Source organism: Burkholderia sp. Ax-1720, from assembly GCF_011753035.1.
Lineage (GTDB): Bacteria > Pseudomonadota > Gammaproteobacteria > Burkholderiales > Burkholderiaceae > Burkholderia > Burkholderia gladioli.
The window spans coordinates 1-14,253 of record NZ_VWWK01000176.1 but is presented as its reverse complement, the minus strand read 5'-3'; the positions used below and the strand labels follow the sequence as shown (position 1 = coordinate 14,253).

The following is a 14,253-nucleotide window of genomic DNA, read 5'->3' as shown; positions in this document are numbered from 1 at the left end:
CGCGCCGCTGCCGGCCGCGCGCGTGCTGCACCTCATGCCGCCGCGCTTTCTGCCGCGCTTGCTGCCGCGCTTTCTGCCGCTCTTGCTGCTCTCGACGGCCCTGCTCGGCACCGGCATGCCGGCCGCGCAGGCGCAGCCGCTGGTGGCCTCGGCCGCCAGCGCCGCCTCCGCCGCGCCGGCAATCTCCTACGCCGACGCGATCGCCTCGCTCAAGCAGTTGCAGGCCGAGCAGGACCGCATCAAGCAGCAAACCTCGACGGCCACCAGCAACACCCAGATCGACACCGCCGATACCGCCACCGAGGCGCTCAGCGGCGACGTCGACAAGCTGATCGACGCGCTCAAGCCGCAGCGCGCGCAGATCCAGGCCCAGCTCGACGTGCTCGGGCCGCCGCCGGCGGCCGGCGCACCGCCCGAGACGCCGGCGGTGGCGCACCAGCGCAGCGATCTCGACGCGCGCCGCGACCAGTTCGACGCGGCGCTGAAACAGGCCGTGGCCCAGAAGGACGACCTCGCCAACCTGGACCAGCAGTACGCGAAACTGCGCCGCGGATTGTTGCGCAACCAGCTCGCGCTGCGCTCGGGCAGCCTGCTCGGCCCGAGCTTCTGGGCGCCGTTCCACTCGCCGCAGCAGGAGGATATCGACCGGCTGCACAAGTTCTTCGGCCAGATCGCCGCGCAGTTCTCGTTCGCCTGGGAGGATGGCCGGCGCCTGGGCACGGTGCTGCTGCTCGGCCTGGCGATCGCGGTCTGGAGCGGCGGGCGGCGCCTGCTGGAACGCGGCTTCGCCTGGTTCTGCCTGAACCGCCTGCCGGCCACGCGGCTGCGCCGCAGCGCGCTGGCGCTGAGCACCGCGCTGGCCACCGTGATCTCGACCGGCATCGCGGTGCAACTGCTCTATCTCGCAGTGACGCGCGGCGAGGCGCTCACGCCCGCGCTCGACGATTTCGCCGCCAAGTTCAGCGAACTGGCGATGACCTGCGCGCTGATCGCGGGCCTCGGCCGCGCCCTGCTCTGCACCCGCCATCCGAGCTGGCGGCTGCCGGCGATCGCCGATCCGGTGGCGCTCGCGATGCGCCGCTTCCCCACCATCCTGGCCGCGCTGCTGCTGGTCTCGGGCACGCTCGAGCAACTGAACCGGATCGCCGACACCAGCCTGCAGGTGACCATCTTCGGACGCGGCCTCGTGGCCCTGGTGGTGGCGCTGACGATCGGCGCCACCCTGCTGCGCGCCAACCGCGCGCGTGCCGAGCTGGCCGCGGCCGGCGAGCAGCCCGAGGCGCGCTCGACCCTGGCCGGGCTGATCCACGCCGGCGTGTCGCTGGCGGTGATCGCCTCGCTGGCCGCGCTGCTGATCGGCTACATCACGGTGGCGCGCTTCATCACCTACGAGCTGGTCTGGTTCGAGATCGTGCTGTGCAGCTTCTACATGCTCACGCAGATCACGCGCGACGCCTTCGCCAGCCTGTTCTCGACGCAGTACCGCAGCGGCAACACCATCAAGCACCTGTTCGGGCTGGACGACAGCCATCTGGAGCAGGCCTCGACCCTGCTGTCGGGCGTCGGCGTCGCGGTGCTGGTGCTGCTGGCCGCGCTGTCGCTGCTGACCGGCGGTTTCGGCACCACCCCGAGCGACCTGTTCGACAGCCTGCTGACCATGCTCGGCGGCACCAAGCTGCGCAGCCTCAACATCGTGCCGGACCGCATCGTCAACGCGGTGCTGGCGCTGGCGGTGGGCTTCTGGCTGCTGCGTTCGGTGCGCCGCTGGCTGGACAACGAATTCCTGCCGACCCTGGGCATGGACCCCGGCATGCGCGCCTCGCTGGTCACGCTGTTCAGCAACCTCGGCTACGTGCTGCTGGTGCTGATGACGCTCTCCCTGCTCGGCGTGCAGTGGAGCAGCCTGGCCTGGATCGTCAGCGCGCTGTCGGTGGGGATCGGCTTCGGCCTGCAGGAGATCGTCAAGAACTTCGTGTCGGGCCTGATCCTGCTGACCGAGCGGCCGGTGAAGGTAGGCGACATGGTCAGCATCAGCGGCGTGGAGGGCGATATCCGCCGCATCAACGTGCGCGCCACCGAGATCCAGCTGAGTGACCGCTCGACCGTGATCGTGCCGAACTCGCAGCTGATCTCGCAGAACCTGCGCAACGTCACGATGGGCAACAGCACCCAGGGCGTGGCCACCCTGATGCTGACCTTCCCGCTCAACACCGACCCGGAACAGGTGCGCGACCTGCTGCTGAACGCCTACCAGGCGCATCCGGCGATCCTGGAGAAGCCCGCGCCCTCGGTCACCTTCAGCCAGCTCACGCCGGACGGCATCACGCTGAGCGTGACCGGCTACGTGAGCAGCCCGCGCATCACCGCCACGACCAAGAGCGACCTGCTGTTCGAGATCCTGAAACAACTGCGCGCGGCCTCGATCACGCTGGCCAGCCCGCAGATGCTGATGATCCAGAACGCGCCCGAGGCGGGCGCCGCTGCCCTGCCCGCCGTGACGGGGACGAAACCCGCCGGCTGAGGCGGCCGGCGCGGTATTTCGGGTTCGTCATCAACGGTTGCAATCCTTTACCGCATGTGACGATCGCTCCCCCTATGCTTCCCCTCATCACACCAACCGCTTGGGGGAAAGACATGAAGAACATCAAGACGATCGCCTTGCTGGCGCCGGCCCTGCTGGCCGGCTCGCTGCTCACGGGCTGCGTGGCCTACCCGGCCAATCCGGGCTACGGCGGTGGGTATGGTGGGGGATATGGCGGCGGCTACGCCGCGCAGCCGGCCTATGCGCAGCCGGGCGTGGCGGTCGACGTCAGCATCGGCTGGCACGGCGACCGCTACTGGGACGGCCGCCGCTACTGGGCACGCGACGACTGGAACCGCGCCCACCCGCCGGGCGATCGCCGCTACGACGATCGCGACCACCGCGGCGACGACCATCGCGACGACCACCGCTGGTAAGCCGGCTCGCGGTACACCGGCGAGCGATTGCCGGGGTGCCGAACGCGGCGCGGCATGAAGAAAGGGCGGCGCGGGCCATCAGGTCCGCGCCGCCCTTCCCGTTTCATCCGTCCTCAGGCGCGACTGACGCGCCGCCTCACTGCTGCTGAGCCGTCGAAGCGGCACTGCCCGGCAGCGCGCGGCGGATATCGTCGACCACCGAATGCGCGGCGCCGGTCACCAGCGCCGCGTCCACGCCATAGGTGCGCCACTGGTCCTGCCCGTCGCGCGAGAACACCAGCGAGGCGCGCGAGGAAGACGCATCCTCCGACTTGCCCGAATGCCAGGCGATCACCACGTCGCAGGTATAGGCATGCTCGGCCGTCTTGCGGCACGGGCCCTCCTCGCGGATCGAGGCGACATCGGCCGCCACCGGCAAGGGCTGGCCGAGGAAGCTGTTGAGCGCGCCGTGGTTCTCGCCGTCCAGCGCCTGCCGCACGGCGGCATCGATCTCGGCCGGCGCGGGGCCGTCGTGGAACCACCCGCAGGCGGCCAGCACCGGCGCGAGCGCGCCGGCAAGCAACAAGGTTCGAAACGTCATCCGGATTTCCTTCTCGCCCCGCCCGCGCGTCGCCCCTCGCGACGCGCCCGGGCAGGCGCGCGCGCAGTGTGCCGCGAAGCGCGCGGCGCGACCGTATCGAATCGTAAGCATTTGTTCGCGCGGCCCGGGGCCGCGCCTATACTGGACCTTTCGCGCCGCGTCCGAGCCGGCGCCCGAGCCCGAACGGAGGAGACACGATGTACTACCTGCTGACCTACGACCTGGTCGACAACTACCTCGAGCGGCGCGGCCAGTATCGCGACGAACACCTGGCGCTGGCCCAGGCCGCCACCGAGCGCGGCGAGCTGCTGCTGGCCGGCGCGCTGGCCGATCCGGCCGACTGCGCGGTGCTGGTGTTCACCGGCGCCTCGCCGGCCGCGGCCGAGGCCTTCGCGAATGCCGATCCCTATGTGAAGAACAAGCTGGTGCGCCATTGGCAGGTGCGCCAGTGGAACGTCGCCGCCGGCCACTACGCGAAGACCTGACACGCGCCGCGCGCCGCCGCGCTCAGAGCCAGCCGGCGCGCTTGAAGCGCCACCAGAGCGCGAAATCCCCGATCGCCATCACGCCCAGGCAGACATAGAAGCCGAAGCGCCAGTGCAGCTCGGGGATGTTGTTGAAGTTCATGCCGTAGATCCCGGCGATCATGGTCGGGATCGCGAACAAGGCGGCGAAGGAGCCCAGCCGCTTGGTCACCTCGCTCTCGGCCAGCGAGATCATGCCGAGGTCGACCTGCACCGCGGTCACCACCATTTCGCGGCGCGCCTCCAGGGTCTTGGTGATGCGCAGCAGGTGGTCGTAGACATCGCGGAAGTAATGCTCCATGCCGCTGCAGACCTGCGGCGTGCGCCCGCCGACCAGCTTCGAGAGCGGTTCGAGCAGCGGCGCCGTGTGCTGGTAGACGATCATCAGCCGGCGCTTGAGCGAATAGAGATCCTGGATGATCGCGCGCGCGGTGGCCGGCGTCGATTTCTCGAAGATGCGGTCCTCGAGTGCCTCCAGCTCGGCGCCCAGCGCCTCCACGGTCGGGAAGTAGCGATCGACGATCTGGTCCATCAGCGCGTAGAACACGAAGGCCGCGCCTTCCTTGAGCAGGTGCGGCTCGCGCTCGCAGCGCACGCGCACGTCCTGGAAGCCGTGCGAGGTGTGGTTGCGGATCGACAGGATGTAGTTGGGGCCGACGAACACGTTCAGCTCGCCGATCTCGAACTCGTCGTCGGCATCGAGCTCGACCGTGTGCATCACCGCGAACAGCGAGTCGCCGTATTCCTCGATCTTCGGCCGCTGGTGGCCGTTGCGCGCATCCTCGAGCGCCAGCTCGTGCAGGCCGAACTCCTCGCCCATGCGCTCCAGCTCCGCGGGCTCGGGTTCCTTCAGCGCGACCCAGACGAAGCATTCGGGGCGGGCCACGTAGTCGCTGATGTCGTCGATGTCGATGTCGGCCAGCTTCTGGCCGTTCTGGTAGGCAACGCAGTTGATCAACATTGTGTCGGGGGGAAACGTCCGTTTCTGTCGATGAGTCGATCCGCTAGTGTAGCCGTTCCGCCCCGCTCCACGCAGCAGTTCGCCCGGCCTCGCCGGCCTTGCGCGGCCGGGGCTTCGCGGTCATCATCGTGCAGTCGCGCGCGGCCGACGATCGCCTTTCCGGCGGCCTTCCGCCGGCTTGCGACGGCTTCCCCGCCGCGCGCCCGGCATCGTCCCCTCACCCCGCCCCGGAGGCTCACGCCCGTGAAGTACCTGGTGTTTTTCTGCGGTCATGCCGGCACCGGCAAGACCACCCTCGCCAAGCAGTTGATCGGCCCGCTGATGCGCAGCACCGGCGAGGCCTTCTGCCTGCTCGACAAGGACACGCTCTACGGCCGCTACAGCGCCGCCGCGATGGGCGCGCTCACGCAGGACCCGAACGATCGCGACAGCCCGCTCTACCTGCAGCACCTGCGCGATCCGGAATACCAGGGCCTGCTCGACACCGCGCGCGAGAACCTGGAGCTGGGCATCAGCGTGCTGGTGGTCGGCCCGCTGTCGCGCGAGATCCGCGACGGGCGGCTGTTCAACCGGCAGTGGCTGGGCATCGGCCACGACGTGGAGTTGCGCGTGGTCTGGGTGCATACCTCGGAGGAGATGGCGCGCGAGCGCATCGTCGCGCGCGGCAATCCCAACGACGCCTACAAGCTCGCGCACTGGGACGAGTATCGCGCGCGCCGTTTCGTGCCGAGCGGCGAGGCCTGCGAAGGACTGCTGAGGTTCGACAACACCGCGCCGGGCGCGGCCGACGTGGAGGCGCTGCTGCACGCGATCGTGCCGCCCGCGCCGAGCGCGATGGTGCCGCCGCTGCCGGCCTGAGCCGCGGCGGGCGGCGCGCGAAGGCGCCTGAAATACAAACGGCCGACGCGGGTGGAAACCACCCGCGTCGGCCGTTTTTCCTATCCGGGCCTGCTGCCCGGCCCGCTCATGCCATGGCGTGCGAGGGCACCGTCATCGCGCCTTCGTAGAGCCGGCCGAAGCGGTTCTTCAGGAAGGCCTCGAGGGGCACCTGCTCCTGGCGCACGAAGCCGCGTTGCGGCAGCCGGCCTTCTCGGAACAGGTCGAGCACCGCGCACATCGCGCCGGCCGTGGTGATCTGGATCGCGCTCATCGGCATGCCGCCGATCTCGTTGGCGAAGATCTTGCGCGTGAACACGTCCTGCACCAGCTGGCCGTTCTTCACGCCCGTCACGGTCACGAACACCAGCACCACGTCCTGCTTGGTGGAGGGCACCGCGCGCCGCATCATCGCCTTGAGCGCGTCGCGGTCGCTGGCCAGGCGCATGTCTTCCAGCAGGAACTGCATCAGGTCGCGGTGGCCCGGGTAGCGCACCGACTTGTAGTCGAGCGTGCCGACCTTGTCGGCCAGCGTCTCGCACAGCGTGCCGAGGCCGCCCGAGGTGTTGAAGGCCTCGTATTCGATGCCGTCCAGCGAGAAGTGCTCGAGGCCTTCGAGCGGCTGCACCCATTGGCGCTGGCCGTCACGGATCGCCTCGCAGGGCTGGCAGTATTCGTTGATCAGGCCGTCCACGCTCCAGGTCAGGTTGTACTTCAGCGCGTTGGTCGGGTACTCGGGCAGCGCGCCGACCCGCATCTTGACGTCGCGGATCTCGCTGAAGCCCTCCACCAGCGAATGCGCGGCGATGCCGATGAAGCCCGGCGCGAGCCCGCATTGCGGCATGAAGGCATGCTCGGCGCCCTCGGCCAGGCTGCGGATCGCATGGGTGGCGCGCACGTCCTCGGTCAGGTCGAAGTAGTGGACGCCGGCCGCCTTGGCCGCCGCGGCCACGTTCACGGCCAGGTAGTACGGCAGCGCGTTGACCAGCGCGTCGAAGCCCTTGAGCGCGTCGCGAATCGCGTTGGCGTCGGCCGAATCGACTCGGCGCGTCTCGATGCCGGCCTCGGCGAGCTTGGCCAGCGCCTCGGCGTCACGGTCGAAGGCGACCACCTGGTAGTCGCCCGTTTCGCGCAGCAGGTGGGCAATGGTGTGGCCGATCAGGCCGGCGCCGACGATGGCGATCTTCATGATGACTCTCCTGACGTGTGTTTGTTGTGTTCGAAGGCGATTCGACTGCCTGCAGGAGAGTGTACGAACGAGCAAAAACAGTTGATAGACGGAAAGTGATGCGATCCGACACCGATTTTCGTCGATATGACGAAGCGTTTCGACTTTATGTCGGAATCGGCCCCGCAACGCGGCGCGGGATCCAGGGCAGCAGGCCCCGGCGGCACCGCGCGATCGCCGGCGTTTTCGCGGATCGATTTTCGCGCGGATCGAGTCGACGAGTCCAGGCGAGTCGGGCATGCTAGCGGCTGCGCCCCCACCCGTCTTTTCGGCCGAGACTCCGGGAGATACCGGGTTCGGCGGCGCCCCCCGTACTTCCGACAAGCCCGGTTCCGGAGCGACCCGTGAAATATCCGCTGATTGTGGCCTCGAGCATCGTCGCGGCCGATATCCTCGTGTGGCGCGCCCGGCTTCCCCCCTACGAACGCACTCGCCTGTTCATCCGGCTCGCGCTGTTCGCGGCCCTGAGCTGGCTGCTGTTCAGCGCGGACATGAGCCCGTTCGGCGAGCCGCCGTATCGCGACGCCGCGGGGCTGCACTGGCTCGCGCAGATCCTCGAAATCATCTGGTGGCTGATGGGCGCGCGCCTGCTGACGCTCTCGCTCGACCTGCTCCTGCTGCCGCGCAGCTGGCGCAAGCAGCGGCTGTTCTCGGACGTGTTCGGCGCCATCGTGTTTCTCGCCGCGGCGGTGGCGGCGCTGGCCTTCGTGCTCGAGCTGCCGGTGCGCGGCCTGGTCGCCACCTCGGGCGCGCTGGCCATCGTGCTCGGCCTGGCGATCCAGAGCACGCTCAGCGACGTGTTCGCGGGCATCGTGCTCAGCACCACCGAGCCCTATTCGGTGGGCGACTGGGTCGTCATCGACGACGTGGAGGGCATGGTCGTCGAGATGAACTGGCGCGCCACGCACCTGCTCACCGGCCAGGGCAATACCCTGGTCGTGCCGAACGCGCTGACCGCCAAGGCGAAGATCTCGAACAACAGCCGCCCGGCCAAGGTCCATGGTCTCTCGCTGGTGCTCGAGATCGACCCCGAGGCGCGCCCCAGGACCGTGCTGGACGCGCTGGAACGGGCGCTGACCGGTTGCCACGCGATACTGCGCTCGCCCGCCGCCTATGCGCGCGTGCAGCGCGCGACGCTCAACTCGATCCATTACGAGGTGGTGGGCTTCGTCGACGACATGGCGCTCAAGCGCGCCGCCTCCAACGAGCTGTTCGACCTGTGCTACCGGCACCTGGCCGCCGCCGGGGTGCCCTTGCGCGCGCTGGGCGTGCCGGCGCCGGCGACCGAGGCCGGCGATGCCAGGCAAGCGCTGCTCAAGCGCGTGTCGTTGTTCGAAAGCCTCGACGCCGCCGAGGTGGCCCAGCTCGCGAAGCGTCTTTCGCGGCACGAATACCGGGCCAACCAGGAAATCCTCGCGCCGGACACGGTGCCGGACAGCCTGGCGATCGTCTATACCGGGGTGTTGTCGGTGGTGTTCCGCGAAGCCTCGGGAGAACGCGAGCTGGCCCGGGTCGGCCCGGGCGAGGCCTTCGGGGAGGCGGGCTTGCTGGCCGGCCTGCCGATGCGGGTGTCGATCACCACGCTAACGCCCGCGGTCCTGTTCCAGCTCGGCAAGGACGACATGAGCGCGTTCCTGAAGGCGCATCCGGAAGTGGCCGAGAAGCTGTGCCAGTTGCTGGCCTACCGGCAGGACAAGCTCGGCAAGCTGACCGCGGCGCTGCCCGCCGAGCAGGAACACGGCCATTCCCTGTTCGACTGGCTGTTCGGCAAGATGCGGCACGTGCACTCGCTGCACGATTGAGACGCCCGCCCGCGAAGCGGCTCGCGGGTCGTTGCGCGCGCAAGCTTCGTCGCGCCGCCGGGCCTCAGGAGGCCGCCGGCGGCTCGTCGCGCTGCACCGCCGCCCCGCAGCCGCTGCAGAACGGGAAGAAGGCGAAATTGCGCGTGCCGCAGGCGCAGGACTGGAACAGCTTCAGGCCGCAGTGGATGCAGAAGGTCGACTGCTCGCCGCCGAGACTCCAGGGCTTGTCGCAGGACGGGCACATCTTCTTCTGGAACGAGGCGATCGCCTTCTCGTAGCCGATCGACTGGGCCCGTTCGTCCTGGCTGCGCTGCATCTCCTCGCGCTTGCGCTCGACGTAGCGCTGGAAGGCCCGCAGCATGTATATGCCGGCGAAGATCGTCAGCGCGATGCCGACCGCCACCCGCACATAACCGCCGAAGTCGGGCAGGTAGGGCACCAGCTCGACGAAGAAGGCCGACAGCGCGAACAGCCCGAAGCCGTAGACGAAGGGCCAGTAGCGCGCGCGGCGGTAGCGCAGGAACAGCCACACGGCGAGCAGCAGCACCGGCAGCGTGAAGGCCAGGCGCCAGCCGAACACGGCCAGCGAATAGCGGCGCAGCGCGGCCTGGTAGCGCTGGTCCGCCTCGCCGCCGGCCTGCTCGGCGCGCGTCTCGAGCGCGCTGGAGCGCTGTTCCAGCGCGCTCGCCTGGTCGGCCAGCGTGTCCTGCTGCTTCTGCCAGCCCGCCAGCGCCGCCTGCAGCTTGTCGAGTTCCTGGGTGCGCGCGAGCAGCTCGGGGTTGCGGCTGCTGTCGCCGGTCGCGGTGCGCGTGGCCACCCAGTTGCGGAACGCCTCGCGGGCATTGTCGTAGTCGCGCCGGGCGCGCGTGGCGCCCGCGTTGGCGGCGTCCTGCCGCGTCGACAGGCTGGCGCGCTCGCCCTCCAGCGCGCGCCGCTCGTCGCGCAGGGCCGCGTCGCGCGCCGTGTCGGCGAACTGCGCGGCCTCGGGCGGGCCGCCGCGCGGCGCGAACATCAGGTCGCGGATCACCAGGCTGCCGAGCATGTTGAGGAACAGCGCGAACACGATCGCGAGCGCCCAGGAGGCGAGCCGCAACCAGCGTTCGGGACGGGAAAATGCCTGACTGGTCTTCATGGCCGCTGCGCTCCTGTGGTCGATATCCTTGTTTGTGCTTGTGCCGGGAGACTGCCTCGGCGCGCGGGATTCGCGCGCCGTGCCGCATTCAGACGCTGATGGTGCCGCGATCGATCTTGCGCGCGAGGATGATCGAGGTGGTGGTGCGTTCCACGCCGTCGAGCGCGCCGATCTCGTCGAGCAGGTCGTTGAGCCGGCCCGGCGAATCGGCGCGCAGCCAGGCCACGTAATCGTATTCGCCGCTCACCGCGCAGAGCAGTTGCAGCTCGGGCATGCGGTCGAGCCGCTTGAGCACGTCCTGGCCGAACTTGGGCGCGAGGATGATGCCGACATAGGCCACCAGGCTCGCGTCGAGCACGTCCTGGCCGAGCCGCGCGCCGTAGCCGGCGATCACCTGGGTGCGCTCCAGGCGCTCGATGCGCGCGATCACCGTGGTGCGCGCCACGCCGAGCTGACGCGCCAGTTCCGCGACGCTCGCGCGCGCGTTCGCCTGCAGCAGCGAGACGAGGTTGCGGTCGAGTTCGTCGAGCTGGTCGAGTCGAGGTGGGCGCATGACGGATTCCGTGACAAGGTGTCGCGATGATAGCGCCGAAGCGTCGCCGGCCCAAACGCGCAGCCCGCCGCAACGGGCTTTCCCACGCGATTCCGGCCGCGCCCAGGGCCGCCGCGGCGGCGATTTCGATTTCGTTTCGGTTGTAAGCAGATGTCGCCGCGCTGCACATTTGCCCTTGCGCATGCTACTAATAGCGCGCGTCTCCGGCTCGCGACTTGCTATACCCGACCTGACACCAGGCGGCGGCAGGCACCACCGGATACCGTTTGACGACCACACAGGAGTTCCAATGAAAAAGATCTCGCTGACTCTCGCCGCGCTGTTCGCGCTTACCGGCTCGCTCGCCGCCCACGCCCAGACGCCCGCTTCCGCTCCGGCGGCAGCCGCCTCGACGCCGGGCGCCACGCACGCCGCGCGTCACGAGGCCCGCGTCGAGGAACGGATCACCTACCTGCACAAGCAGTTGAAGATCACGCAGGCCCAGGAAGCCCAATGGCAACCGTTCGCCGACACGATGCGCGAGAACGGTGAAACCATGGGCCGCCTCTATGGCGAGCGCGCCGACGGCAAGACCTCGGCGACGGCCCTCGACGACGTGAAGCAGTACGCGGAAATTGCCCAGGCGAACGCCGACGGCGCCAAGAAGCTGGTCGACACCTTCGGCCCGCTGTACGAGGCGCTCTCGCCGGAGCAGAAGGCGATTGCCGACAAGACCTTCCGCGAGCGCTGGAACCATCGCGGCCCGCAGGGCGGCAAGCATGCGCCGCACAAGGGCGCGGCCAAGAAGCCGGCCGCCCCGGCAGCCGACGCGGCCAGCGCCCCGGCCGCGCAGTAAGCCTTGGGCGGGGCCTTGGCGCCCCGCCCTCGCAGGCCATCGAACCGGCCCGCCGCTTCACAGCGGCGGGCCGGTTTTTTCATTGGCGGCGGGTGCCGATGTCGCGGGAGTGAACCGATTCGGGCGGGCCGGGTCTGAAGACTCCTTACAAAACACCGACATTCATGCCATGCGCGCTCGCCTGTTCCTGTCCCGCCTGCTCCCCTTGCTGCTGATCGCGGCGCCGCCCGCCTGGGCGCAACTGGCCGCACATCGAGGCGCCGCCGCGCCCGCGCCGGCCTCCGCCACCCGCTTCGTCTCGCCGCTCGCCCGCAACCTGCAGGGCGGCGCGACGGCCGCCACGCCCGCCTCGGCGCGCTGCCAGGAACTCGCCGGCATGGTCGGCCAGGCCATCGCCGAGCCGGATCGCCGCAACGTGGTGGTGCGCCGCATGGGCCCGGATGGCCAGTTGCGCAACGAGCTCGGCGAATACGACCGGCGCGCCTCGCCGGAAGCCGAATACCGGCGCCTGGGTTGCCGGCCCTGAAGCGGTCCTGGGGCGATCCCGACGCGGTTCTGACGTGGCCGTGACGTGACCACGAAACGGCCTCGAAGCAGCCCAGAGACAACTCGATCCAGCCCGGAGAAGCCTCGCCGCCAACCCGCGCGAACCGGGCGAGCCGGACCGCGCGCCAAGGCCGCCAGCCCCACGGCCGGCCGGTTTCAAGCTACAGTTCGGGCTTTTCTCAGCCAGGCACGCGAACCATGATCGAACTGAAGCAAATCGACCTGCGCACGGATCCCGCCGCGCAACGCGTCGTCAAGGACGAAACCGTGGAGGTGGCCTTCGCCGCCGAGGCGGGCGAACTGATGAGCCTGGAAGGGCCGAACCGCTACGCGGCCGGCGACGCGATCGTGACGGGCTCGACCGGCGATCGCTGGGTGGTGTCCCGCCAGCGTTTCGACGACAAGTACCTGCCGGCCGCCGAGGGGCTCGCGCATGGCGACGCCGGCCCGTACCGGAACCGGCCGGCGGTGGTGCTGGCGAAACGGATGGAGGCGGCGTTCTCGATCGCGCGTTCCGAAAACGGCGACGTGCTGCGCGGCGCGGCCGGCGACTGGGTCATGCAGTACGCGCCCGGCGACTACGGCGTGGTGCAGGCGCAGCGTTTCGCGCAGGTCTATCGCGTCACGCAGTAAGCGCGGCGATCCTTTGAAGGCACCGGCGGCGCAAGGCCGCCGGCGATTTACGCAGCCGCCCCGGAATCACCGCGGCCGCGACGACAGCACCCGCTCAGGCGAATTCCTCGCCCAGCACCAGCTCGGTATCGCGCTCGATCGCCTGGCCTTCCGCGTGCCGCTCTTCCAGCGAGCCGATGAAGGCCTCGACATAGGCGCGCAGCACCGCGTGGCTGCGCGCGCGCTGCATCGGCCGCATCGCCAGGTAGCGCGCGAAGGCCGCCGGCTCGATGCGCAGCGCCAGCGTCATGCGCTTGGGCGCCGAGCCGAAACGCATCCCCAGCCATTGCACGTGCAGGAAGCGCCCGCCTTCGTCGCCGCGCTCGGCGAAACTCGTCTGTTCCGGGAACAGGTCGCAGATCACATGCGCGAGCGCGTCGAACTCGGCGCTGGCGCAGTCGTAGTGGTAGTCGTCCATGGTGGTCGGGCTCAGGCGGTGCGCGTGGCCGGCCGGCACCAGCGGACCAGCGCGGCAATCAGGATCAGGGTCATCAGGCCGTAGGCCGTGACCATCGTCGACACGGGAATCGCGCCGGCATTGAAGGCCATCAGCGGCAGGTCGCCGATCGGGTGCAGCACGATCGCCAGCGGCAGGATCCAGCGCTTGCGCGCCTGCACCCCGCGCCACACCAGCACCGACATGGCGAGCTGGAAGGTGAAGGCGGCCAGGCATTCGAGCACGCGCACCACGATGGTCGAGGCCGACATGGTGATCAGCATCATCTGGATGCGCAGCGCGAGATCGGGCGGCATGGTCGAGAGCTGCTGGTTGAGCTGGCCGCGCTGCGCGAGCCACACCAGCCAGACCCACTGGCCCAGCACGATCACGCCGACGAACCAGGCCTGCGCGCCGCCGAAGCCGATCCCGTAGCCGAGCCCGCGCGCGTCGCCCGAGGAGGCGCCGTAGCGGCGCTCGACGAAACGCAGGCCGAGGTAGCGGCCGCCCTCCTCGATCACCGCGGCCACCGCGATGCCGAAGGCGACGAAGACCACCGGCTGCGAGAGCCATTGCACGGCGCCCGGCAGCATCGGCGCGAGCGCGTAGACGCCGCGCTCGATCAGGGTGGCGAACAGCATGAAGGCCGCGACGCCGACGATGGCGTCGCGACGATCCAGTTTCATCGGGGATTTCAGCAAGCGGAACGCAACGATCGGCAACAGCGCGACGATCAGCGTGCCGATGATCAGCGCCACCAGGGTGGCGGGGGCAACAGTCATGACGATCCTTGGTCGGTCAGGCGCACCGGAGCGGTGCGCGACCCCGCATGATACTCAGCTTGCGGTCGATGTGCGCACCACCAGCTCGCCGGGCAGCAGCGCCTCGCGCGCCGCGTCGGTGGCGCCGTCGATCCGGTCGTGCACGAATTCGACCGCGCGATAGCCGATTTCATAGGTGGGCTGACGGATCGTGGTGATGCCGAGCAGCTCGGCCCATTCGGGATCGTCGATCGACAGCAGCGCCACCCTGGCCTGCCAGCCGGCGCCGTGACGCGCGTGCAGGTGACGCGCGAGCGCCAGCGCCACCGGCGCGTTGGCGGCGAACAGCGCGACCCGGCGGCCAGCCGACGCGGCGGCGTCGAGCCGCG

The 14,253-nt window shown here is 69.6% G+C and carries 16 protein-coding genes; 8 read left to right on the top strand and 8 right to left on the bottom strand.

The genetic code is table 11. The annotated features are described in order from the left end of the window. The first annotated feature begins 115 nt into the window (after nucleotides 1-115). Nucleotides 116-2,521 carry a DUF3772 domain-containing protein gene (locus tag F3J18_RS30600; RefSeq protein WP_166915864.1) on the top strand — a complete coding sequence of 802 codons (2,406 nt, stop codon included), beginning with the start codon at nucleotides 116-118 and terminating at the stop codon, nucleotides 2,519-2,521. Nucleotides 2,522-2,634: 113 nt separating this feature from the next. After that, nucleotides 2,635-2,958: a hypothetical protein gene (locus F3J18_RS30595; protein WP_166915862.1), complete on the top strand. Its 324-nt coding sequence runs from the start codon at nucleotides 2,635-2,637 to the stop codon at nucleotides 2,956-2,958. Between the two features lie 136 nt (nucleotides 2,959-3,094). Here F3J18_RS30595 and F3J18_RS30590 read toward each other — a convergent pair whose 3' ends face one another. Next, nucleotides 3,095-3,538 carry a hypothetical protein gene (locus tag F3J18_RS30590; protein WP_166915860.1) on the bottom strand — a complete coding sequence of 148 codons (444 nt, stop codon included), beginning with the start codon at nucleotides 3,536-3,538 and terminating at the stop codon, nucleotides 3,095-3,097. A gap of 197 nt (nucleotides 3,539-3,735) precedes the next feature. Between F3J18_RS30590 and F3J18_RS30585 the strand changes: the two genes are divergently transcribed. Beyond that, on the top strand, nucleotides 3,736-4,023 hold the full coding sequence (locus F3J18_RS30585) for a YciI-like protein (RefSeq protein ID WP_025100457.1): 288 nt from the start codon (nucleotides 3,736-3,738) through the stop codon (nucleotides 4,021-4,023). Nucleotides 4,024-4,045: 22 nt separating this feature from the next. On the opposite strand, the gene corA is transcribed toward F3J18_RS30585, so the two are convergent. Next, a complete protein-coding gene (corA, locus tag F3J18_RS30580) occupies nucleotides 4,046-5,023 on the bottom strand; it encodes a magnesium/cobalt transporter CorA (RefSeq protein ID WP_025100458.1) in 978 nt (325 codons plus the stop codon). A 243-nt stretch (nucleotides 5,024-5,266) separates the two neighbouring features. Between corA and F3J18_RS30575 the strand changes: the two genes are divergently transcribed. After that, the gene (locus F3J18_RS30575) at nucleotides 5,267-5,881 is read left to right on the top strand and encodes an ATP-binding protein (protein WP_017921435.1); all 615 of its coding nucleotides are present in this window, start codon (nucleotides 5,267-5,269) and stop codon (nucleotides 5,879-5,881) included. Nucleotides 5,882-5,987: 106 nt separating this feature from the next. On the opposite strand, the gene F3J18_RS30570 is transcribed toward F3J18_RS30575, so the two are convergent. Continuing rightward, nucleotides 5,988-7,088 carry a saccharopine dehydrogenase C-terminal domain-containing protein gene (locus F3J18_RS30570; protein WP_013698170.1) on the bottom strand — a complete coding sequence of 367 codons (1,101 nt, stop codon included), beginning with the start codon at nucleotides 7,086-7,088 and terminating at the stop codon, nucleotides 5,988-5,990. A gap of 383 nt (nucleotides 7,089-7,471) precedes the next feature. On the opposite strand from F3J18_RS30570, the gene F3J18_RS30565 reads away from it, so the two are divergent. Then, entirely contained in the window at nucleotides 7,472-8,929 is a 1,458-nt protein-coding gene (locus F3J18_RS30565; protein WP_166915858.1) for a mechanosensitive ion channel domain-containing protein, read from the top strand. 64 nt (nucleotides 8,930-8,993) lie between these two features. Here the strand turns inward: F3J18_RS30565 and F3J18_RS30560 are convergent, their stop codons facing one another. Both F3J18_RS30560 and F3J18_RS30555 read right to left on the bottom strand, forming a co-directional pair. Then, on the bottom strand, nucleotides 8,994-10,061 hold the full coding sequence (locus tag F3J18_RS30560) for a zinc ribbon domain-containing protein (protein ID WP_166915856.1): 1,068 nt from the start codon (nucleotides 10,059-10,061) through the stop codon (nucleotides 8,994-8,996). A gap of 88 nt (nucleotides 10,062-10,149) precedes the next feature. Next, nucleotides 10,150-10,614 carry an Lrp/AsnC family transcriptional regulator gene (locus tag F3J18_RS30555; RefSeq protein WP_013698172.1) on the bottom strand — a complete coding sequence of 155 codons (465 nt, stop codon included), beginning with the start codon at nucleotides 10,612-10,614 and terminating at the stop codon, nucleotides 10,150-10,152. Between the two features lie 289 nt (nucleotides 10,615-10,903). Here F3J18_RS30555 and F3J18_RS30550 point away from each other — a divergent pair, with 289 nt between their 5' ends. From F3J18_RS30550 to F3J18_RS30540, 3 genes are all read left to right on the top strand, one after another. Continuing rightward, nucleotides 10,904-11,449, top strand: a complete 546-nt coding sequence (locus F3J18_RS30550; RefSeq protein WP_025100461.1) for a Spy/CpxP family protein refolding chaperone — start codon at nucleotides 10,904-10,906, stop codon at nucleotides 11,447-11,449. Nucleotides 11,450-11,618: 169 nt separating this feature from the next. Beyond that, on the top strand, nucleotides 11,619-11,975 hold the full coding sequence (locus F3J18_RS30545; RefSeq protein ID WP_166915854.1) for a hypothetical protein: 357 nt from the start codon (nucleotides 11,619-11,621) through the stop codon (nucleotides 11,973-11,975). Between the two features lie 218 nt (nucleotides 11,976-12,193). After that, nucleotides 12,194-12,628, top strand: coding sequence for a PGDYG domain-containing protein (locus tag F3J18_RS30540; protein ID WP_025100463.1), 435 nt, complete (start codon nucleotides 12,194-12,196; stop codon nucleotides 12,626-12,628). 94 nt (nucleotides 12,629-12,722) lie between these two features. On the opposite strand, the gene F3J18_RS30535 is transcribed toward F3J18_RS30540, so the two are convergent. From F3J18_RS30535 to F3J18_RS30525, 3 genes are all read right to left on the bottom strand, one after another. Continuing rightward, nucleotides 12,723-13,085, bottom strand: coding sequence for a DUF3022 domain-containing protein (locus F3J18_RS30535; protein WP_025100464.1), 363 nt, complete (start codon nucleotides 13,083-13,085; stop codon nucleotides 12,723-12,725). Nucleotides 13,086-13,096: 11 nt separating this feature from the next. Continuing rightward, complete coding sequence (locus tag F3J18_RS30530; protein WP_166915852.1) at nucleotides 13,097-13,885, bottom strand: YhfC family glutamic-type intramembrane protease; 789 nt, start codon at nucleotides 13,883-13,885, stop codon at nucleotides 13,097-13,099. A gap of 54 nt (nucleotides 13,886-13,939) precedes the next feature. Beyond that, a partial coding sequence (locus F3J18_RS30525; protein ID WP_166915850.1) for a substrate-binding domain-containing protein occupies nucleotides 13,940-14,253 on the bottom strand: 314 nt, incomplete at its 5' end.

Coding starts and splice junctions, on each gene's coding strand:
- F3J18_RS30530 (WP_166915852.1), bottom strand. CDS start 13,885: ATGACTGTTGCCCCCGCCACCCTGGTGGCGCTGATCATCGGCACGCTG.
- F3J18_RS30555 (WP_013698172.1), bottom strand. CDS start 10,614: ATGCGCCCACCTCGACTCGACCAGCTCGACGAACTCGACCGCAACCTC.
- F3J18_RS30535 (WP_025100464.1), bottom strand. CDS start 13,085: ATGGACGACTACCACTACGACTGCGCCAGCGCCGAGTTCGACGCGCTC.
- corA (WP_025100458.1), bottom strand. CDS start 5,023: ATGTTGATCAACTGCGTTGCCTACCAGAACGGCCAGAAGCTGGCCGAC.
- F3J18_RS30540 (WP_025100463.1), top strand. CDS start 12,194: ATGATCGAACTGAAGCAAATCGACCTGCGCACGGATCCCGCCGCGCAA.
- F3J18_RS30595 (WP_166915862.1), top strand. CDS start 2,635: ATGAAGAACATCAAGACGATCGCCTTGCTGGCGCCGGCCCTGCTGGCC.
- F3J18_RS30570 (WP_013698170.1), bottom strand. CDS start 7,088: ATGAAGATCGCCATCGTCGGCGCCGGCCTGATCGGCCACACCATTGCC.
- F3J18_RS30590 (WP_166915860.1), bottom strand. CDS start 3,538: ATGACGTTTCGAACCTTGTTGCTTGCCGGCGCGCTCGCGCCGGTGCTG.
- F3J18_RS30560 (WP_166915856.1), bottom strand. CDS start 10,061: ATGAAGACCAGTCAGGCATTTTCCCGTCCCGAACGCTGGTTGCGGCTC.
- F3J18_RS30550 (WP_025100461.1), top strand. CDS start 10,904: ATGAAAAAGATCTCGCTGACTCTCGCCGCGCTGTTCGCGCTTACCGGC.
- F3J18_RS30585 (WP_025100457.1), top strand. CDS start 3,736: ATGTACTACCTGCTGACCTACGACCTGGTCGACAACTACCTCGAGCGG.
- F3J18_RS30600 (WP_166915864.1), top strand. CDS start 116: ATGCCGGCCGCGCAGGCGCAGCCGCTGGTGGCCTCGGCCGCCAGCGCC.
- F3J18_RS30545 (WP_166915854.1), top strand. CDS start 11,619: ATGCGCGCTCGCCTGTTCCTGTCCCGCCTGCTCCCCTTGCTGCTGATC.